This window comes from Bifidobacterium tissieri (assembly GCF_002259645.1).
Classification (GTDB): Bacteria; Actinomycetota; Actinomycetes; order Actinomycetales; family Bifidobacteriaceae; genus Galliscardovia; species Galliscardovia tissieri.
In genome coordinates, this window is record NZ_MWWV01000019.1 from 22,092 (window position 1) to 42,516 (window position 20,425).

The 20,425-nt window shown below is 61.1% G+C and carries 15 protein-coding genes; 9 read left to right on the plus strand and 6 right to left on the minus strand.

What is annotated here, in order from left to right:
- Nucleotides 1-131: 131 nt before the first annotated feature.
- Nucleotides 132-1,613, plus strand: a complete 1,482-nt coding sequence (locus tag BTIS_RS10435) for a DUF1846 domain-containing protein (RefSeq protein ID WP_094665226.1) — start codon at nt 132-134, stop codon at nt 1,611-1,613.
- Between the two features lie 122 nt (nt 1,614-1,735).
- On the opposite strand, the gene BTIS_RS10440 is transcribed toward BTIS_RS10435, so the two are convergent.
- The 3 genes from BTIS_RS10440 to BTIS_RS10450 form a co-directional block, all read right to left on the minus strand.
- Complete coding sequence (locus BTIS_RS10440; RefSeq protein WP_094665228.1) at nt 1,736-2,674, minus strand: 3-hydroxyacyl-CoA dehydrogenase; 939 nt, start codon at nt 2,672-2,674, stop codon at nt 1,736-1,738.
- Between the two features lie 166 nt (nt 2,675-2,840).
- Complete coding sequence (locus tag BTIS_RS10445; RefSeq protein WP_094665377.1) at nt 2,841-3,524, minus strand: response regulator transcription factor; 684 nt, start codon at nt 3,522-3,524, stop codon at nt 2,841-2,843.
- Nucleotides 3,525-3,572: 48 nt separating this feature from the next.
- On the minus strand, nt 3,573-4,820 hold the full coding sequence (locus BTIS_RS10450) for a sensor histidine kinase (protein ID WP_094665230.1): 1,248 nt from the start codon (nt 4,818-4,820) through the stop codon (nt 3,573-3,575).
- Between the two features lie 184 nt (nt 4,821-5,004).
- Here BTIS_RS10450 and BTIS_RS10455 point away from each other — a divergent pair, with 184 nt between their 5' ends.
- The 3 genes from BTIS_RS10455 to BTIS_RS10465 are packed head-to-tail and all read left to right on the plus strand — an operon-like array spanning nt 5,005 to nt 8,554.
- Nucleotides 5,005-5,976 (plus strand): ABC transporter ATP-binding protein, encoded by a 972-nt coding sequence (locus BTIS_RS10455; RefSeq protein ID WP_094665232.1) that lies wholly within the window; start codon nt 5,005-5,007, stop codon nt 5,974-5,976.
- A gap of 33 nt (nt 5,977-6,009) precedes the next feature.
- Nucleotides 6,010-7,233 (plus strand): ABC transporter permease, encoded by a 1,224-nt coding sequence (locus tag BTIS_RS10460; RefSeq protein ID WP_094665234.1) that lies wholly within the window; start codon nt 6,010-6,012, stop codon nt 7,231-7,233.
- Nucleotides 7,220-8,554 carry an ABC transporter permease gene (locus BTIS_RS10465; RefSeq protein ID WP_094665236.1) on the plus strand — a complete coding sequence of 445 codons (1,335 nt, stop codon included), beginning with the start codon at nt 7,220-7,222 and terminating at the stop codon, nt 8,552-8,554. The genes BTIS_RS10460 and BTIS_RS10465 overlap by 14 nt, the downstream gene beginning before the upstream one ends.
- Before the next feature lie 69 nt (nt 8,555-8,623).
- On the opposite strand, the gene BTIS_RS10470 is transcribed toward BTIS_RS10465, so the two are convergent.
- The 3 genes from BTIS_RS10470 to BTIS_RS10480 form a co-directional block, all read right to left on the minus strand.
- On the minus strand, nt 8,624-10,105 hold the full coding sequence (locus tag BTIS_RS10470) for an ATP-binding protein (RefSeq protein ID WP_094665238.1): 1,482 nt from the start codon (nt 10,103-10,105) through the stop codon (nt 8,624-8,626).
- Nucleotides 10,106-10,368: 263 nt separating this feature from the next.
- Entirely contained in the window at nt 10,369-11,769 is a 1,401-nt protein-coding gene (locus BTIS_RS10475; protein ID WP_245819422.1) for a nucleobase:cation symporter-2 family protein, read from the minus strand.
- 116 nt (nt 11,770-11,885) lie between these two features.
- Entirely contained in the window at nt 11,886-12,464 is a 579-nt protein-coding gene (locus BTIS_RS10480; protein WP_094665240.1) for a xanthine phosphoribosyltransferase, read from the minus strand.
- A 177-nt stretch (nt 12,465-12,641) separates the two neighbouring features.
- On the opposite strand from BTIS_RS10480, the gene BTIS_RS10485 reads away from it, so the two are divergent.
- From BTIS_RS10485 to BTIS_RS10505, 5 genes are all read left to right on the plus strand, one after another.
- Entirely contained in the window at nt 12,642-14,009 is a 1,368-nt protein-coding gene (locus tag BTIS_RS10485; protein ID WP_211279453.1) for an MFS transporter, read from the plus strand.
- Nucleotides 14,010-14,211: 202 nt separating this feature from the next.
- Entirely contained in the window at nt 14,212-15,816 is a 1,605-nt protein-coding gene (gene putP / locus BTIS_RS10490) for a sodium/proline symporter PutP (RefSeq protein WP_094665242.1), read from the plus strand.
- 115 nt (nt 15,817-15,931) lie between these two features.
- Entirely contained in the window at nt 15,932-18,616 is a 2,685-nt protein-coding gene (locus BTIS_RS10495; protein ID WP_094665383.1) for a UvrD-helicase domain-containing protein, read from the plus strand.
- 154 nt (nt 18,617-18,770) lie between these two features.
- Nucleotides 18,771-19,169 (plus strand): DUF4418 family protein, encoded by a 399-nt coding sequence (locus BTIS_RS10500; RefSeq protein WP_094665244.1) that lies wholly within the window; start codon nt 18,771-18,773, stop codon nt 19,167-19,169.
- A 37-nt stretch (nt 19,170-19,206) separates the two neighbouring features.
- Nucleotides 19,207-20,424 carry an ABC transporter permease gene (locus tag BTIS_RS10505; RefSeq protein ID WP_094665246.1) on the plus strand — a complete coding sequence of 406 codons (1,218 nt, stop codon included), beginning with the start codon at nt 19,207-19,209 and terminating at the stop codon, nt 20,422-20,424.
- The last annotated feature ends 1 nt before the right edge of the window (nt 20,425 follow it).

Here is a 20,425-nt window from a genome sequence, read left to right on the forward strand (position 1 = left end):
GTTGTTACGCCGACAATGCTGCGTATCGCATCGCGAGCCATGATCGGCGTGTCGAAACACCTGCCCGCAGTTCCGGCCTTTCCCTATAATGCTTTCATTTGCACCGCCGTTCGAGAAGGGATGCCGATTTCATGCGACAGGGTTTTGACAACGACAAGTACATCGAATTGCAGGCCGCCAACATTCGGAAGCGCATCGCGCAATTCGGTGGCAAGCTCTACCTGGAATTCGGTGGCAAGCTGTTCGACGACTACCATGCATCACGCGTATTGCCCGGTTTCGAACCGGACACCAAGTTCCGCATGCTGCAGAGTCTGTCCGATGACGTGGAGATCGTCATCGCAGTCAACGCCAACCACATCGAAAAGGCCAAGGTTCGTGGGGATCTTGGCATCACCTACGACGAGGACGTGCTTCGTTTGATCGACGTATTCCGAGCCCATGGTTTTCTCGTCGGCTCTGTCGTGCTCACCCAGTATGCCGGTCAGCCCGCCGCCGACGCCTATCGTCATCGTCTGGAACGGCTGGGCATCACCTGCTATCTGCATTATCCGATCGCCGGATACCCGCATGACATCGAGCATATCGTTTCCGATCAGGGCTACGGTCGCAACGACTACATCAAGACCAGCCGTCCGCTTGTCGTGATCACGGCTCCCGGTCCCGGATCCGGCAAACTCGCCACCTGCCTGTCGCAGCTCTACCATGAGCATCGCCGTGGTATCGCAGCCGGCTACGCCAAGTACGAGACGTTCCCCATCTGGAACCTTCCGCTCAACCATCCCGTGAACATCGCCTACGAGGCCGCGACGGTCGATCTTGACGACGCCAACATCATCGACCCGTTCCATCTGGAGGCGTACGGCAAGACCACGGTCAACTACAACCGCGACGTTGAGGCGTTCCCCGTGCTCAAGGCCATGATGGAGCGGATCATGGTGGAGAGCCCGTATCAGAGTCCTACGGACATGGGCGTGAACATGGCCGGGTTCGCCATCAGCGACGATGAGGCGTGTCGTGAGGCGGCCGATATGGAGATCGTGCGTCGCTACTTCACCGCCGTGGTCAACGAGAAGCGCACCGGTTTTGGCGAGGAGCAGGTGGAACGACTGCGTTCCATCATGAAGAAGGCCGGCGTGGATGAGAATCTGTCGCCGGCGCGCTCCGCCGCGTTGAACCGGGAACGGGAGACCGGTGCCCCGGCCGGAGCCATGGTGCTGCCGGACGGGCGCGTGGTCACCGGCAGGACCGGAGACCTGCTGGGTGCCGCCAGCGCACTGCTGATGAATGCGCTGAAGACCGTGACCGGCGTGGACCAGTCCGCGCTCGTGATCGACGAGGCGGCCATCGAGCCCATCTGCCAGTTGAAGACCAGCCATTTGCACAGCGTGAATCGCCGTTTGCATTCCGATGAGACCCTGATCGCACTGTCCATTACGAGTGCGACCAGTCCGACCGCCGCCAAGGTGATCGACGGACTGAAACTGCTGCGTGGATGCGATGCGTTCTTCTCCGTCATCATCTCCGCCACCGACGAGGCGTTGTACCGCAAGCTTGGCATCAACGTGTGCTGCGAGCCGAAGTACGAGCGGGTGAGCCTCTACCATAAGTAGCCGGCACGAATGCCGATAAGCCGTGGCGTGGGATGAATCATGGGACGGGCTGTTCCCCCGGTGTCCTTGAGACCATCACACGCCACAGCTGTTCGCAGGCTCCGCGGTTTCTTCAGTACTGGCTACTTGTACGTGTAGAAGCCCTCACCGGCGTTGATACCGGTCTTGCCTTCGTCGATGTATCGCTTGAGCATGGCCGCGATCTTCCCCTGAACGGTGTTCGGATCCTTGGCACGCGGATCCAAGGCACCGATGTTGTAGGCGGTGGTCAGTCCCACGATGTCGAGGATGCGGAACGGGCCGAGCGGCGCTCCGGTGGCCAGCATCCACGTCTTGTCGATCGTTTCCACGTCGGCAACATCGGTGGCGAGCAAGGCCTCTGCGGCGCTCAGGAATGGAACGAGCATGCTGTTGAGAATGTAGCCGGGCTGCTCCTTCTTGAGCTTGAGGGGAATCATGCCGATCTCCTCGGCGAATTCGACCACGGTATCGTAGGCCGCGGGATCGGTTCCGGGATGACCCATGATCTCGGCCGTGTTGTTCCGCCAGATCTCATTGGCGAAATGCAGCGCAAGGTACTGCCCGGGACGTCCCGTGTATTCCGCGAACGTGCTGGGCAGCATGGTGGAGGAGTTGGTGACCACGATCGTCCGCTCCGGAAGATGCTTGGCGAGCTCCGTGTAGAACGCGATCTTGTCCTGCGGATTCTCGGCGATCGATTCGATCACAAGGTCGGCGTCCTTCGCCGCCTCCTCATAGGAGGTCGTGTATTCGATGCCATTGAATGCCTGCTCGACCTGGGCCTTGAGCTCGTCGATCTGATCGGCGGTCAGATCGGGGGAGGGGGCGAGTCCGCGGCAGTAGGCGGCCGGATTGGTCTTCATCGCTTCGAGTGTGGACAGATAGATGCCCTTGAGTCGTTCGAACTTCGGCCTCGCACGGTCGATGGAAGCCTCGCTACGCAACCATACCGTCATGTGGAATCCCTTATAGGCGATCTGGAAGGCGATCTGACTACCCAGCACACCGCCACCGGCGACAACGACATTGCTGATCTTCATATGTGATCCTTTCACCATTGATTGCGGATCGGGCCTCGTTCGACATCGAACACCGAAACGGCAATGAGACCGCGTGCGGACAAGAGTCCACATATCCGTATCATATGCATGATCCACAGGATACGCGGCATTTGTTGCCGCATCATGCCATGGAGTTCCCGGCTCGTCAACGGTGTGCGTTGATCCACGCGATGGCCAGCTGGGTGCGATTCATCAGACCGAGTTTGTCGAGCATGGCGCTGATCCGGTTGCGTACCGTTCCCTCGCTGAGAAACAGGCTCGCCGCGATCTGACGATTGTCGTAGCCTTCGGCGACCAGTGCGGCCACGTCCCGTTCCCGATCGCTGAGCACGTCCAGATCCCGTATGCCTATCGCCGTGGACCGACGAGTATGGTTTCCCGATGCCATCTGCGGGGTTGTCGAAGCCGTTGACGTCGGGGATACGGACAGTTTGTTCAGCACGTCCGCTCCCAATACGATCTGCCCCGCCATCACGGCCTGCATCGCCGGGCCGACCGCCGAGACATCCTGTTTGATGAGATATCCCTTTGCCCCGAGTCCGATCGCCTGGGCGATATAGTCCTGATCCGAGAAGGTGGTGAGGAACAGGATCCTGGCCGACGGATCCCGGTGCAGGATCTCCCGAGCCGTTGTCAGACCGTCCTTGCCGGGCATCTGGATATCGATCAGCAGCACATCTGGATGACTGGCAGGAGAGGAGAAGTACCGGGTGACGGCGTCATCGCCGCCGCACGCCGTCCACAGCACATCGGCGGCATGCGTGGCGGTGAGTATGGTCTCCAATGACTGGCATACGATCGGATCGTCGTCCACGATTGCCGTCTTCATCATGCCTCCTATCGATGTCCCCATGTCGAATCATAGCGATGGCACGCCCTAGCGCATGGCATCGGATGGATGCTGAGACCAGCGTGTTTTGGGCAGGGACACGAATACCCGCCATCCGCCCTGATACGGGCCGCACAGTGACGTTCCGCCAAGCGCTCGCACACGGGTCTCGATATCCGATAGACCCATGCCGCGCAGGCCTTCGATGTCATCGTCCGTTCCCGCTGTGGACGAATCGATCCGACCCGTGCCGCCATCCGCCGGACCATCATGCCGAGACGGTCCCTCGTCCTGTACGACCAGTTGCCAGAATGCGGGGAAATCACGAAGGGTGACGGTGGCCTGCTTGGCCTTGCTGTGCCGCACCACGTTCGACAACGATTCGCGAATAACCGTGGCAAGACAACGGGCCACCGGCGCGGGAGCCGCACCGATTCCATTGAGCAGTCGCACGGAAAAACCCGACGACACACCGCTGAACGAATGCACGGCATCCGCTATCTGAGCGGTGAAATCAGTGCCGTCATCCTCGAGATCGTGCACGGAACGACGGATCATGGTCATGGCATCGTTCAGCGTATCGCCGAGTGCGGCATACCCCTGTGACGCATGGGGGGCACCGGTGGCATCGGCGATCGCCTTGCCTGCCTGCGCCTGCATGATCGCCCGGGTGAGCAGATGGCCCACATTGTCATGGATTTCGCGTGCGATGCGGGTACGCTCACCGAGCGTCGCCATACGGACGGCCCGTGCGCGCTCCTCGTCGATGTCGCTCAATCGGATTCGCATGATACGGGAATCGTGCCGTGCACGGTCTTGCGTCCGCTGCAACGTCCGTCGCAGTGTGTGCGCTTCGACGCGTGCGGAACCCAGACCGTTGCCAAGCAGCGTGACAGCCGTGACTATCACTGGCACTGACGGGGCAAAACCGTCCACAGCACCATCCCTCATGAGCAGAACAACCAATGGAACCAGCCATATGAGCCCAATGCCGCGGTCGATGATCCGTCGCCATCGACGCGCATCGAAGAACGCCGGGGACCTTGCGCAGTCATAGGCAATCAACGGCAGAAACGCACACCATTGAGGAAACAGAACGGCGGCGACGGCATATCCTGCTCCCGCGTAGCCGAGCCACCGTCCATGTTCAGGGGCAAGTCCCTCGACAAGCCCGGCATATGCCACCGATACAAGGAACCCAGCAACCGTCAACGGCATCGTCGCTGCCGATGGATTCGCAAGCGCCAGTGTCAGACCGGCCGCGATCAGCAATGCCTGTTCCCCGATCGCACGCATGGCCCCTCCTCGATGTTTCGTCTATGACATGACACTATCGCAGCGGACCACCATCGCTCCTGCATGACATGACAAATGTCATGCAGGTCGGAGGAATTCGTGACGTTTGGCGGTGGCGTCGACCATGCGATGGCGGGAAGATGAAATCAGCGAGACGGGCACGACAGGTAAGGATGGTCCTATCATGACGACACCGACGGGGATGGATACGAATACGGATACGCCGGCCGTGAATGTCAGCCATCTGGTCAAGCGGTATGGCGACATGGTGGCGCTCGACTATTTTGATCTTGACGTGAAGGCGGGGGAGATCTTCGGTCTGCTCGGTCCGAACGGATCGGGCAAGACCACCGCCATCAACTGCATTCTTGCATTGCTTACGTATGATTCGGGAACGATACGCGTATTCGGTGAGCCGATCACCCCCGGCTCGTATGCGCTGAAACGCCGTATCGGCATCGTGCCGCAGAATGTGGCGGTGTTCAACGAACTGACGGTGATCGAGAACATCGACTATTTCTGCTCGTTGTATGTGCCCAGACGTGCCGAGCGCGAGCCGCTGGTCGAGGAGGCCATCGACTTCGTCGGCCTTGGTGAATTCCGAAAATACCGTCCGGGCAAACTGTCCGGAGGCCTGTTGCGACGACTCAACATCGCCTGCGGCATTGCGCACAAGCCCGATCTGATCTTCTTCGACGAACCCACCGTGGCCGTGGACCCGCAGAGTCGCAACGCGATCCTCGAAGGCATCCAGCGGCTGAACCGCAGCGGGGCGACGGTGATCTACACCAGCCATTACATGGAGGAGGTCGAACAGATCTGCGACCGCATCCTCATCATGGACCATGGCAGGCATCTCGCCCTCGGCACCGCCGAAGAGCTCAAGGGCATGATCGACACCGGCGAGCGCATCAGCGTGGAGACGCTGGACCTTTCCGACGAGACGCTGCATCGGATTCAGCAACTCGGCTTCGTGATCGACGCCGTGTACGACGGGCGGGAACTCGCCGTGCGCTGCCGTCATGGCGACCATAACCTCGTCGATCTGCTGGGAATCCTGCGCGAGTCGGGAGCCGGTATCGGCCATCTGACCAGTCGACCGCCAACCCTCAACGACGTGTTCCTCGAACTGACCGGCACGGCGTTGCGCGACTGACCTGCCAACGCTTCGAACAGGAAAGGAGGGGCCATGTGGACCACGTTTCTCATCACGTTGAAAACGAATCTGCGGCAGAGGGCGGCACTGTTCTGGATGTTCGTCTTCCCGATCGTGTTGGCGACCATGTTCAACGGCATGTTCGGCAATCTTGCCGACGCCTACCGGATCACCGCCGTTACCGTGGCCGTGGTCGAAGACGAGAATTGGGGCAAGGCGGATGGTGCCGCCCAGTTCGTCGACGCGCTCGCAGGACGGTCCAATAACGTCGCCGACCTTGACACACGGCTCATCGATACCACACCCGTGCCCTCATTGGCTGAGGCGAAACGGCTCATTACCGACGATACGACGATCGGATACCTGACCGTCAATGCCGACGGCATGCTGTCCCTGACGCTTTCGACCGATACGGTGGAAACCGTCAAGGACGCCAGTGGAAACGCCTCAGTCAGCCCGGTCACGGTAGCTGCCCTGCATAATGCAATCGCGCTCTACAACCGCACGGACGCCGTTACTCGGCGTACGATCATCGACCATCCGCAGGCGGTTGTCAGCCAACGGTTCTGGGAGTCGGTGGGATCCGTGTCCGCCATGACGAAGGAGACATCACTCACCAATTTCAAACCCAATGCCACGGCCCGATACTATTACGCGCTGCTGGGCATGGTGTGTCTGATGGCGATGTCGTACGCGATCTCGGCTGTCACGATGGCGCAGGCGAACCTTTCCGCATTGGGAATCCGCCGCACGGTCGCACCCCTGAGCCGCGCAGCCCAATTGGCCGCCGGATTCCTTGCCAGTTGGCTGTGTTCATTCCTGAGTCTGATCGTCGCACTCGCTTATATCCGATACGTATGCGGCATCGCGTTGGGAGGACGGGAACCGGCCGCCGTGCTCGCGGTTGCGGTGGCCTCGTTCATGTCCTGTGCATTCGGCACGATGATCGGCGCGATCCCTGGATTGACACATGCCACGAAGATCGGCCTGACCAGCGCGATCCCGTGCACCCTGTCGTTGTTCACCGGATTGTATGGGCAGTTCGCCATGAACCTGAGCGATTGGATCACCCGCAATGCACCGGCGCTCGCCATCATCAACCCGGCTCAGCAGGTGACCAACCTGTTCTACGACATTCTCTACTACGACAGCTATCGTCCGTTCGGGACGACCTGCGGCATACTGCTCGCCATGAGCGCCGTGTTCCTTGCCGTGGGCGTCGTCATGCTCAGGAGGCAGCGCTATGAACACCTGTAAGGCCACGTTGCGAGTACTGGCCGCGCACCGACTTTACGTGATCATCTATCTGGTGTTCATCGGCATTATGATGTTCGCCATCAGCTGGTCGGCGCTCACGTCGAATACGGATGTGGGGGACTCATATGAACCGAGGAAACCGGTTGTGGCGGTTGTCGACCGGGATCGGGGAAGGGGTGATATCGCCGTCGCCATGCAGGACTATCTGCGTGCCGACAACGAGATCATCACGGTGGAGGACGATCCGGAGGCGTTGCAGCAGGCGGTCGCGTCGAACTATGTGGATCTCATCGTCATCGTTCCCCACGGGTATGCCGATGCGTTGATCGCGTCGGCAGGGCATGGGGAGCCGCCGGCCGTGGAGACGATCACCAGCTATACCTCCGGTGCCGGAGCGATGGCGTCGATGGGCGTGAACGGGTTCCTGTCGCTCACCCGCACCACGCTGATCGGTGAAAGCGCCGAGGCCACTGCGGGCGTAACGGAGGATGCGACGTCCACGGCCGTTCCCACAGTGGATCAGCTCGCCGAAGCCGCGAAATCCGTGGCCGACGTGGTCGACGATCCGTCCGTGAACCCCGCCATCGCCGTGGACCACGCCGACAGGACCGCGGAGGATACCAGTTCGACCAACCTCGCTGCCATGGGATTCGGTACCACCATGAAGACGGCACTGTATCCGCTGCTCCTTGCCATGGTGGTCTGCACGGCGCTCGTGACCGGCGTATTCAACGCGGGGGAGACCAAGCGACGCCTCGACGCGTCCCCTCAGCGGTCCTCATCTCTGGGTATGCAGCGTATGGCCACCATGGGGGCGTTCTCACTCGTTGTGGCCATCGGATACCTGATCATCGCATTCGCCCTGATGCTCGCGGCGGGACACGACCCCTTCCTGCTCCCACCGGCCGGCGTGGCCATGACGGTCTGCACAACCGGCGTGTATGCGCTTATGGCCGTGGCCTGCGGATTCCTGCTCGGCGAATGCGGGGTCTCGGAGACCATGGCCAACGGAATCGCCAATGTGTTCGGACTACTGACGCTGTTCACCTCCGGCACCATGCTCCCGCTGAGCATGATGCCGGAGGTCATGATCACGGTGGGCAAGTTCCTGCCTGGATCGTGGTATTGCCAGACCATAGACCACGCGCTCGGCATCGGCACGGCCGCTGCCGGCGTCAGCGTGGGGGACTGGGCCTCATGCCTGGGACTCGTGGCGCTGTTCGGCGTAGCATTCATATGCCTGGGCCTTGGTGTGGGACGGTTCCGTCGATCACGGCCGGCAACCGGAGGTGCTGCCGTCACCCAGCTCGCCGAATCATGAGGGGATCGTAAGGGGACGCGGAGGCCATGCCGTTGTGACGGAATGGCATGGCTGCACGCCGGGGCCTGTTCAGCTGGTCTTCAGTCGGTACCGCTGTGTCGGATCATCCTGCAATCGCACCGTTGCGACGCGTCCCTCCTTTACAAGCTCCCGTAGCCCCGACGTGGCCGCCAATGGGGTGAGACTCAGCTCGCGGATGATCTCCTTGACGCTCATCGCCGAATGCCGTTCCAGCAACGTCATGATCTCCTTCGACACATCGCTCGGAGAACCATGCTTGATCGTGCGATGCTTGGTGATCGTCATCGTGAACGTGTTGATGTCATTGCGCGTGGTGGCCGGTTCGATGCCGTTCTCACGCAACGCCGCGGCGATACGCTGATAGCCGTCGCCCCCCTCCGGGTTCACGAATCCGCCATCCGGATAGGGCGTGGACTCCAGCAGCGTGAACAGGAACTGATTACGTGTGGACGAGAACGCCGTGCCGGCCACGGGATTCGACCCGGCCAGCACATCATGCGTCACCGTGCCGTACAGGCCACCAGGATTGCTGATCTCGATACGATCGGTGAACACGCTCACATGCACCTGCGTGCCACGCGCATCGGGCGAATAGTCGCGATGCGTCAGCGCGTTGGCGATCGCCTCGCGCAACGCGGCAGGCGGATAGTCGGGCTTGCGGGCGCCGATCCAACGCATCAGCGACGTCACCGTATCATCGATCATCACCGGAATCGAACCGACCACCGTCTGCGAGGCGATGAGCCGTTCGTCACCGCGGAACACGTCGTTGCGATTCGTGCCGGGGAACACGGCGATCGACACGTTGAGCCGGGGAAAGAACTTCTGCGGATACCGTCCGAGAGCCAGCAGCCCAGCAAGCGTCGGACGCAGCACACTGCCGGCACGCCCGTAATCCGAATCATCATGCCGCAGCACCTGCAAATCCAGCAGCGTATCCGTATCACTGCGATCGGCGAACACATGGGGATGCTGACTGCGCACCCGCTCCAGCAGACCGGCTGTCAGCGTGGGATCAAGATCGGCGATCGCGGCATCCGCGACGATGTCCAGATCATAGGTGGGCTGCAGATGCTCCTCGATAAGTCGGTCCACCTCATACGCGGTCATGCGACGGTCGCCGTCGCCGGTACGAATATACGAGCCGCCATGCGCTCCAATGGAGGAGACGAAACACGGCTTGTCCCTCGGCAACATCTCATCCACACGGGCGAACACCAGATTCGACCCCTCAAACGGACAGGTCACGATCACCGGACGCACCACGGGCGTCATCTTCTCACAGGCCTGACTGAGCGACTCCTGCATGGAACGGGCGTTGAAATCCGGCACCGGAGTGAAGCCGTTCTTCTCCGAAAGGCCCAGAATGATCCAGCCGCCGGCCCCATTCGAGAACGCGGAAAGCGTGTCCGTGATGGTCGACGAAATCTTGCGCTTGCATTCCTTGACCTCGCACTGCTGTGTGTCATTGCCGATCAGACGCATCAGCTCGATCAACTCGGTCATCTTCGCGGTGTAGTCGTCAACCATGGCGGGCCTCCTTGGATTCCATTGTCTCGCACCAGTCCGCCGTTCGGCCGCCGCCCTGCGTCGTTGGCCTGCAATTCATCAAGAATTCATAATCGACCGATTCCGGCCCTTCTCCCGGACCGATTCCCCCTCCGTATGCATCCTGTACGCTCGTATATGACGGCGAGAGCCTCGGTGGCCGATGTGGTCACCGAGGCTCTCGGATATGTGCTGCCGGTCGCGTATCGCGCCGATTTCACTGATTGCGCTGATGCGCGGAATGCCTACTCGGCGTCGGCGGGGGCCTCCTTCGGCGCGGACAGGAAGTGGTCCTCGCTGGGAAGCACGAGGTTGAGGATCACGGCCACGACGAACGCGACGGCGATGCAGTTCGAGGCGAAGATCTGCTGGAACAGTGCCGGGAAGTGCACGAAGATGTCGCTCACCTGCGTGAATCCGATGCCGATGGTCAGGCTCAGCGCCGCGATGGTGATGTTGCGCTGCGAGTAGCCGGCCTCGGAGATCATCTGGAAGCCGGAGAGGATGATGTTGCCGAACATCATGATCGTGCAGCCGCCGAGCACCGCCTGCGGCAGCGAGTTGAACACCTCGGCGATGGCCGGGACGAAACTGGCGAGGATCAGGATCACGCCTCCGGAGAGGATCACCTTGCGGTTGACCACCTTGGTCATGGACACCAGACCGATGTTCTGGGCGAATGAGGTGAGTGGCAGACATCCGAACAGGCCGGAGACCGAGGAGATCAGACCATCGCCCGCGATGGCTCCCGCGGTCTCGCGTTCGGTGGGCAGACGATTGAGGCCCACTTTGGTCAGCGCGGCGGTGTCGCCGAGCACCTCGACCGAGGAGACGACATACAGCAGACCGAGCGAGATGATCGCACCCCAGTCGAATTCGGGCTTGAACGGCATGAACTGCGGTACGGATACGATCGACAGGTGCTGGAATCCGGAGAAGTCGACCTTGCCCATGGCGATGGCCACCACGTATCCCACGACCAGGCCGAACAGCACCGACAGTTGCTTGGCGGTGCCCTTCATGAGCAGCTGGAACGCCAGGCAGGCGACCAGTGAGATCAGACCGAGCGTAAGGTTCTGCCAACTGCCGAAATCGGCGGCGCCGGATCCACCGCCGAAGCTGGTGGCACCCACGGTGAGCAGGGAGAAGCCGATCGAGGTGACCACAATGGCGGAGACGATCGGCGGCACGAATCGGCGCCAGTACCGGGCGGTCAGGCCGAGCACCAGCTCCAGCAGTCCTCCGACCATGACCGCTCCCACCACGGCACCGTATCCCTTGTCGGCGCAGATCGCCACGGCGGCGGCAACGTAGGTGAATGAGATGCCGGTGACCATCGGCAGCTTCGAGCCGATGCGCCAGGCTCCATACAGCTGCAGGCAGGTGCCCAGACCTGCCACCAGCAGACCGGCCTGAATGACCGTCGCCGACTGCTCGGGGGTCATCTTCGCCGCGGAAGCCACGATGAAGATCGGTGCCAGATTCGCCACGAACATGGCCATCACATGCTGCAGGCCGAAGGGGATGCCCTTCCAGAAGGAGACCGGAGCGTCAAGGCTGCTCAACGCCTCGAACGAAATGCCGGAGGGATGACGGTCCTCCTTGGTGTCCGGAGTATGTTCCGGCTCCGTTGTCTTGTCACTCATGCGTATTCCTCTCATGATTCTCTGTTTTCGGATCCCGCGAAAGTGTCGTGGAATCCCAAATCCCATAGGAAAGGGAGGGCCATTGTGGGTGCCCTCCCTTGGGAACGAAATGATGATCAGGCGAATTCGATATCGCCGGTCTCGGGGTTCATGGACTTGACGATCGCCAACGAATCCAGATCGTATCCGGCTTTGCGCAGCTGCTCGCCTCCATTCTGGAAGCCCTTCTCCACGGCGATGCCGATGCCTTCCACGACGGCGCCGGCATGGTTGCAGATCTCGATCAGACCCTGCAGCGCCTTGCCGTTGGCGAGGAAATCGTCGATCAGCAGCACATGGTCGCCGGGGGAGAGGAACTTCTTCGCCACGATCACCGGGAATTCACGCTGCTTGGTGAAGGAATAGATGGTGGTCACGTACTGGTCGCCGTCGAGGTTGATGGACTGCGCCTTCTTGGCGAACACCACGGGAACGTTGCCGAAATGACGGGAGGCACAGCAGGCGATGCCGATGCCGGAGGCCTCGATGGTGAGAATCTTGTTGATGGTCTTTCCGCGGAAATGCTCGGCCCAGGCCGCGCCCATGTGGTCGAACAGTTCCACATCGCACTGATGGTTGAGGAAAGCGTCTACCTTGAGTACATTGCCGGGCTTGACGGTGCCCTCCCTGCGGATTCGCTCCTCGAGTTCCTTCATGCATACCCCTTTGGTTGATGGCCGTTCGGCACGTTGCCGTTCATGGTCTGTTTACTTCGCGGACAGCAATGGTCCACGTATGTCTAGCAGACTACTCTGGGCATGGGATGACGGCGCGGCTGGCGGTGATGGGTTGCAGCGGCCGCGCAAACCATCGGAATCGAATGGGGATGAGACATGGCGGATGCACAGGTTGCCGGGGGAATGCCGGCGCGGTCGGCGAGCGCATACGAACAGATTGACTCACGGCCGTTGACCGGCCATCAGAAAAGCATCATCGGACTGGTCATCGCGGGGAACATCGCCGAGTTCTTCGATATGTTCCTCATCGGATTCGTAGTGGCGCTGTTGTCCGACGCATGGCGGCTGACCGGCATCGAAGCCGGCGTGATCCTCGCGTGTTCGGGTCTCGGCACGGTGGTCGGAGCCATCATGTGGGGGCGTCTGGCCGACGCCTACGGTCGCAAGCGCGCCTTCCTCTGGTGTGTGGTCTGCTTCGTGCTGTTCACCATGCTGTCGGTGGTTCTGCCGGACCGGGCCTGGGTGCTGCTGGCGGTTCTTCGTGTCGGTGTCGGCATTGGCGTGGGTGGCCTCAACATCACCTCCATCCCCTATGTTCAGGAGTTCGTGCCCACCCGGCATCGTGGACTGCTCGCGGGGCTGGCGTCCGTGTTCATCCCGCTCGGCCTGCTGCTGGGCTCCATCGGTCAGAGCGTGGTCGGCAACCATTGGCGCGTCCTGCTCGCCCTCGGCGCCATTCCGGTGCTGTTGCTGTTGTGGCTGCGCCAGGTACCTGAATCTCCCCGGTACTACCAATCCCAGGGCCGTGACGACAAGGCGAGGGAATCCCTTGCCTGGGCCATGGAGATCCCCGTTGCCCAGGTCGGGGCATTGCCTCACGTGGACATGGAGACCCGATCCCATTACTCCGTGCTGTTCGCACGGCATCTTGGCTCCCTGATCATCGTGGCGCTCGGAACGTTCTGTTTCGTTCTCGGCGGGGCGGCCATCCAATCATGGGGACAGACGTTGCTCAAGGATGCGTTCGGCTTCCCCACGAGGACGGTCGCCTACCTGTTTATGGGAATATCCGTCGCCGACTGCATCGGACGATTCGGATCCGCCTGGCTGGCCGATCATGTCGGACGCCGTCTGACCATGTTCGGTTTCGGCATCATTGGCGCGGCGGCCTGTTTTGCCGCGGCCTTCTACCATCCCACGGGAATCGTGTTCGCCATCGAGGTGACGCTCATCATGACCTTCGCGGACGGCGTGTTCGGCATCATCAACGCCTTCGGTGCCGAACAGTTCCCCAATGCGGTGCGGTCCACCGGCATCGGACTGGGATACGGCATCGGAGCCACGGCGAAGATCATCAGTCCGTTCCTCATGGGTCTGCTGGTCGGCGGGGACGCGATCTCCCAGAACATCGACATCAGTGTGATCACCACGGCATTCGTGTTCTTCGGCATCTGTCTGATCGTAGGATCCGTGACCTATCTGTTCGCCAGGGAGACCAGGGGCAAGGGGCTGGAAAGTCTCTGAAATCATTACAACAACCTGAAAACGTGGCGCGACTGTACCGTGGTACAAACCGGGGTTTGGACTTTACCATGTGAGACGCGTTAGGGCCATGACGGCCTGAACGCTATAGTAAGGTCTCCGTGCCGGCATACGTCGGCAGTGGGGATACTGCATCCGGACGCGAATACGCGGACGATGCGGGAGAACAATGAAGGAGCGGTTCATGCAGATCAGCGATATCTGGGTGTTCTTGGCCATGGTCCTGTATTTCGTGGCCATGCTGTCGGTTGGATTCTTCTACTCACGACGATCCAACTCCTCGGCATCCCAGTACTTCGCCGGCGGCCGTGGCGTGGGACCGTGGCTGACCGCGCTGTCCGCGGAAGCATCCGACATGTCCGGCTGGCTGTTGATGGGACTTCCCGGCCTTGCCTACTTCACCGGTGTGGCCGATGCCGGATGGACCGCCGCCGGACTGGCCATCGGCACCTATCTCAACTGGAAGATCGTGGCCAAGCGTCTGCGCCGCTATTCCGTCGCCGCAGGTAACGCCATCACCATTCCGGACTTCTTCTCGAAGCGCTTTGCCGACACGAAGAGAATCCTGTCGACCATCGCCGCGCTCATCATCATCGTGTTCTTCGCCGTATACGTCGGCAGCTGCTTCGTCACCGTCGGCAAACTGTTCGACACGCTGTTCGGTCTCGACTACCACCTCATGATGGTGCTTGGAGCCATCGTCGTCTTCCTTTACACCGTGATCGGCGGATACCTGTCCGTGGTCCTCACCGACTTCATCCAGGGCATGCTCATGTTCTTCGCGCTCGCCGTGGTGTGCAGCGGAACCGTGATCAGCGCGGGCGGCATCGATCATGTCGCAGCGTTCCTGTCCGATATTCCCGGTTACCTCAGCGCCAACCACACCGCCACACCGACCGTCGATCCGGCCACGGGAGCCCAGCTGGCACAGGGAGGACAGCCGCTGTTCGGCGCGCCCGCCGAATTCGACGTGATCACCATCGTCTCCCTGCTCGCCTGGGGCCTCGGATACTTCGGCATGCCGCAGGTGCTTGTCCGCTTCCTGTCGGTCCGTGACGCCGAGGAAATCAAACAGTCCCGTATCATCGCCACCGTATGGGTCGTCATCTCGCTTGGCTGCGCCATCGCCATCGGCCTGTTCGGACGCGCGCTCCTGCCGGTGCAGTTCGCCACCCAGTCGGCCGCGGAAAGCGTGTTCATCGTGCTCAGTCAGATGCTGCTGCCCAGCTTCATCTGCGGCGTGGTGGTGTCCGGCATCTTCGCCGCGTCCATGAGCTCCTCGTCAAGCTACATGATCATCGCAGGATCCGCCGTGGCTGAGAACATCTACCGTGGCATCTTCAAACGCAACGCGAGCGACCGACAGGTCATGTGGGTGGCCCGCATCACCATCCTCGTCGTGTTCGTATTCGGTTGCATAATCGCATCCGACCAGAACTCATCCATCTTCCAGGTCGTCTCCTACGCGTGGGCCGGTCTCGGCGCATCCTTCGGCCCGCTCATGCTGTTCAGCCTCTACTGGCGTCGCACCAACAAGTACGGTGCCATCGCCGGCATGCTCTCCGGCGCGATCACCGTATTCGTGTGGAATCTGGCCATCAAACCGCTCGGCGGCATCTTCGGCATCTACGAACTGCTGCCCGCGTTCATCGTCTCCGCCGCGGCTATCGTCGTGGTGTCCCTGCTGACCCGTGCCCCGGGCAAGGAGATCACCGACGTATTCGACCACTACATGGACGATGACACCAACGTGGGAGAACTGCTCGAAGAGCATGCCGTCAAGGCCTAGCCTCCGTACGGCCCATCATCACGCGCTTGACCGCGCCCGATGGTAGATTCATGTACTCGGTTTTACCGTGATGAACGACGACACGAATCGACATCGGGACAGGGGATTGCGAATGATGGTATATGACGAACCGGAGGTCATCGCCCGCAGTGCGGAGGAACTGCTGGGAGGCCTCAACGATCAGCAGGCCGAAGCCGTGCAGTATCACGGGCCGGCCCTGCTGATCGCCGCCGGTGCCGGATCCGGCAAGACTCGGGTACTCACCCGACGCATCGCATGGCTGCTCAGCCAGGTGGGTGCCTGGCCCAGCCAGATCCTGGCCATCACCTTCACCAACAAGGCCGCCGCCGAAATGAAGGAACGACTCACCACGCTGATCGGCCCGGTGGCCCAGCGCATGTGGGTCTCCACCTTCCACTCCGCATGCGTGCGCATCCTGCGTCGCGACGGCGAGAAGATCGGCCTCAAATCCGGATTCTCCATCTACGACACCGCCGACTCGCAACGCCTGATCAAGATCGTCTGCACTGAACTCAACATCGACGTCAAACGGTACACGCCCAGGTCCATCCTCGCCCGCATCTCCGACTACAAGAACGGACTTGTCGGATGGCAGGAACGACTCAGGGAATACGCCCCGCAATTCAAACCCGGCGTCCGCGGATCCCAGATCGGCAGTTTCGGCGACATCGAAGTGCTCTATGCCTGCGTGTACGCGGAATACCAGTACCGGCTCGCCGCGGCCAACGCCGTGGACTTCGACGATCTGATCATGCGCACCGTCGAGTTGCTGCGTGCCGATCCCATGGTCGCCGACTACTACCGACGCAAATTCCGGTACATTCTCGTCGACGAGTACCAGGACACCAACCACGCTCAGTATGTACTCGTGCGTGAGCTCGGCGGCGTGGATGCCGGGCAATCGCGTGAACCCAATGCGAGTGGCGCCGGCAAGACCGGACCGGCATGGATCACCGTGGTCGGCGACTCCGACCAGTCCATCTACGCGTTCCGAGGCGCCGATATCCGCAACATCCAGGAGTTCGAAAAGGACTTCCCGAACGCCAAGACCATCATGCTGGAACAGAACTACCGTTCCACACAGACCATCCTCAACGCCGCCAATGCGGTGATCGCGCTGAATCCCGGGCGCAAACCCAAGAAACTGTGGACGGCTCTCGGGGAAGGCAGCAAGATCATCGGCTACGCGGCCGACAACGCCCAGCAGGAGGGCGCGTGGATCGCCACCGAGATCGCCAGACTGGCCGGTGAGGAAGGATTCCGATACTCCGATATCGCGATCATGTATCGCGCCAATGCACAGTCACGCTCCCTCGAAGAGGGGCTCATCAACGCGGGAATCCCCTATCAGATCGTTGGCGGAACCAAGTTCTACGAACGCAAGGAGGTCAAGGACGCCATGGCCTACCTGCAGACGATCGCCAACCCCGCCGACGACGTGAACCTCCGACGCATCCTCAACGTACCCAAGCGTGGACTCGGCGCACGCGCCGAAGCCGTGCTCACCATGTACGCCGCCGATCATCAGACCAGCGCATGGGGGGCACTGGAAGCGCTCGACACCATCGAAGGCGTGCCTACCCGCACCGCCAACCTGCTCACACAGTTCCGCGACCTCATGCGCTCGCTGCGGGAGTTCGCCGCGGCCAACGACTCCAAGCCGAGCGAGATCGTGGCCGAGGTGCTCGACAAGTCGGGTCTGCTGGCCGAACTGCGCAAGTCCACCGACCCGCAGGACATGACACGCGTGGACAATCTTTCGCAGCTGCAATCCGTGGCCGCCGAGTACGAACAGAACACGCCCGACGCCACGCTCAACGGATTTCTGGAGACCACGGCGCTGGTGGCCGACAGCGACCAGCTGCCCGGCGAGGGCGAGGACAGCGGCACCGTCACGCTCATGACCCTGCATACCGCCAAGGGACTGGAATATCCCGTGGTGTTCCTTACCGGCATGGAACAGGGGACCTTCCCGCATTCCCGCGCCATGGAGGATGAAAGCGAGCTGGAGGAGGAACGGCGACTCGCCTACGTTGGCATCACCCGCGCCCGTCAGATCCTGTATGTCACCCGCGCCGCGGTGCGAGCGCAATGGGGCCAGGCGGCGGAGATGCTGCCCAGTCAGTTCCTCGACGATATTCCCGAGGACCTGATCGAATGGAAGCGCAGGGAGACCTCATCCGAACGCATGCGCGGCGGCTGGGGGAGCGGTTTCGACGACGATGACGAGTTCGGCGGTTTCGAATCCGGCTCGTCCGATTCCGGGTACGGATCGTTCGGTTCATCGCGTCGGTGGGGATCCGCGTCTGGGCGTTCCTCCGGCGGTTCGTATGGTTCCGGTTCCTACGGTTCGGGCTATGGTTCCGGATCGTCGAGTTCGTCGTCCCGTTTCGGATCACGGTATGGTTCCGGATCGTCACGCTCCTATGGCGGGGCCTCCGGTGGCTCGTCCTATGGGTCTCGTTCCGGCTCCTCGTCGTCCCGTTCAGGCGCGTCCCGTTCGGGCAAGGTGACCACGAGGCGAATGCAGCGCGATCTGTTCGGCTCGCTGTCGAAGGCCAAGGCCGCCGCCGAACGCAAGACGTCCGGGAGCGATCATGATTCCGTCCCCAACGTCGCTGATTTCCATGCGGGGGACAAGGTCACCCACGACCAGTACGGTCTGGGAACCGTGGTCGCCGTGGAGGACAAGGGCCGTAATTCCGTGGTGACCGTGGACTTCGGCTCCGACGGCGTCAAGCGGCTGCTGCTGCGGGTGGCACCCATCGAAAAACTGTAGTTTGCATGGTGAGTAGCATCCTTTTCGGGAAAGTCAAGACTTGATTTTCCCGGACAGGATGATCACAATCACTCGAATCCATATGTTGACGGCATTCGTCATGGATGTCGCTGGACATATCGGCTGAAATATGCAGAAGTAGCAGGAGAAGATTGTGAAGAACAAGCTGTTCGCGTCCATTCCATCCATCGTTTTCGGCGTGCTCATCGCCGTCGCTCCGCAGACGTTCGCCTATGTCTGCAAAGTGGGGGAGATGCCCATGGCGTGCCATTGGACGGCACAGGCTGAGATCGGTGTCGGTTCGCTCATCGCTTTGCTGGGTGTCGTCGCCCTGTTCGTCTCCCCGCAGATCCGCATTGGCCTGAACATCGGTGTGGTGCTGGGCGCGGTGCTCGCCATCGCCATCCCCACGGTGCTCATCGGCGTGTGCCCCGGAGCCATGATGCATTGCCACATGGTTGCCAGGCCAACGCTGATCGTGCTCGGCGTGCTGTCCATCGTTTTCGCCGCCATCGGCATGTGGCTGGACTCACGTCTGGCCAAGCGCTCCTGATCGAAGCGTCTGACACGTCGGAAGCGCATCGGGAATCATGTCAGTACGCATCTCACTCGCTCGCCTGCCATTGGAGAATCTCCGGCGCAGGCCCTTCCGCACCGCATCGCTGATCACGGTGGTGGCTATCCTCTCCGTCGCGTTCTTCGGAGGATCCATGCTGGCCATGAACCTCAATAAGGGGTTGACGAGCATGGAGGAACGTCTCGGAGCCGATCTTATGGTCGTGCCCCAGGCCACCGAATCCAAGGCTGAGGCCCTGCTGACCGACGGCACGCCGAACACCTTCTATTTCACCAACGATATCGAATCGAAGGTCGCCAAGGCCGATGGGATCGCGCAGATCACCTCACAGACCTATATCTCGTCGCTCGCTGCGGCATGCTGCGTCGAAAAGCTGCAGATCATCGGCTTCGATCCGAAGACCGACTTCGTGATCGAGCCGTGGGTCGCGTCCCAATACGACGGAACGCTGGCCGACGGCGAGATGGTGGCCGGTGCCAATGTGAACGTATCCACTGATGGCACCATCGAACTGTATGGCCGCTCCTGGCCTGTTGTCGCGCAGTTGGCCAGCACTGGTACCAGTCTCGACAACTCCGTGTTCGTCAATAAGGCCACAGTGCCGCAGATGGTCGCCGCCTCGGCGAAGGTCGCCAGGCAGGTCATGCCGCAGGAATATGCGTCCAAGGCCGTCTCGTCCGTGCTGATCAAGGTCCAGGACGGCTATGACGCGCATACGGTGGCGAATAACATCGCTCGCATCGATCCGCAGCTGTCGTCGGTCGGATTCGTGTATCCGGGAGGCGTCACAGCGTCCACCAAAACATCATTGAACACCATGTTGTCTTATATGCTGGTGTTCGTCGCCGTGCTGTGGGTGATGGGGCTGATCGTCATGCTCGCCGTGTTCGCATCCTCGGTCAACGAGCGCAAGAAGGAGTTCGCGTCCCTGCGTATCATGGGTGCCACTCGCGGCATGCTCACTTCCATTGTCATCCGCGAATCGCTGGTCACCGGTCTTGCCGGAGGTCTTATTGGCGTGGCGATCGCATCGTTGATCGTCTTTCCCTTCAGTGGATACATCGGCAAGCAGATGCAGCTCCCATACCTGCAGATAGGCATCGGTATGAGTCTATGTCTGGCGCTGGTGGCCTTGACGTTCGCCGTGATCACCGCGGTTCTGGCATCGCTGTTCGTCGTCATCCGCATCGGTCGCCCGGAGGCGTATCTGACGCTGAGGGAAGGAGAATGAC

Excerpts from the sequence above, each read along its gene's own strand:
- BTIS_RS10435 (WP_094665226.1), top strand. The coding sequence starts at position 132 with ATGCGACAGGGTTTTGACAACGACAAGTACATCGAATTGCAGGCCGCC.
- BTIS_RS10440 (WP_094665228.1), bottom strand. The coding sequence starts at position 2,674 with ATGAAGATCAGCAATGTCGTTGTCGCCGGTGGCGGTGTGCTGGGTAGT.
- BTIS_RS10445 (WP_094665377.1), bottom strand. The coding sequence starts at position 3,524 with ATGAAGACGGCAATCGTGGACGACGATCCGATCGTATGCCAGTCATTG.
- BTIS_RS10450 (WP_094665230.1), bottom strand. The coding sequence starts at position 4,820 with ATGCGTGCGATCGGGGAACAGGCATTGCTGATCGCGGCCGGTCTGACA.
- BTIS_RS10455 (WP_094665232.1), top strand. The coding sequence starts at position 5,005 with ATGACGACACCGACGGGGATGGATACGAATACGGATACGCCGGCCGTG.
- BTIS_RS10460 (WP_094665234.1), top strand. The coding sequence starts at position 6,010 with ATGTGGACCACGTTTCTCATCACGTTGAAAACGAATCTGCGGCAGAGG.
- BTIS_RS10465 (WP_094665236.1), top strand. The coding sequence starts at position 7,220 with ATGAACACCTGTAAGGCCACGTTGCGAGTACTGGCCGCGCACCGACTT.
- BTIS_RS10470 (WP_094665238.1), bottom strand. The coding sequence starts at position 10,105 with ATGGTTGACGACTACACCGCGAAGATGACCGAGTTGATCGAGCTGATG.
- BTIS_RS10475 (WP_245819422.1), bottom strand. The coding sequence starts at position 11,769 with ATGAGTGACAAGACAACGGAGCCGGAACATACTCCGGACACCAAGGAG.
- BTIS_RS10480 (WP_094665240.1), bottom strand. The coding sequence starts at position 12,464 with ATGAAGGAACTCGAGGAGCGAATCCGCAGGGAGGGCACCGTCAAGCCC.
- BTIS_RS10485 (WP_211279453.1), top strand. The coding sequence starts at position 12,642 with ATGGCGGATGCACAGGTTGCCGGGGGAATGCCGGCGCGGTCGGCGAGC.
- putP (WP_094665242.1), top strand. The coding sequence starts at position 14,212 with ATGCAGATCAGCGATATCTGGGTGTTCTTGGCCATGGTCCTGTATTTC.
- BTIS_RS10495 (WP_094665383.1), top strand. The coding sequence starts at position 15,932 with ATGGTATATGACGAACCGGAGGTCATCGCCCGCAGTGCGGAGGAACTG.
- BTIS_RS10505 (WP_094665246.1), top strand. The coding sequence starts at position 19,207 with ATGTCAGTACGCATCTCACTCGCTCGCCTGCCATTGGAGAATCTCCGG.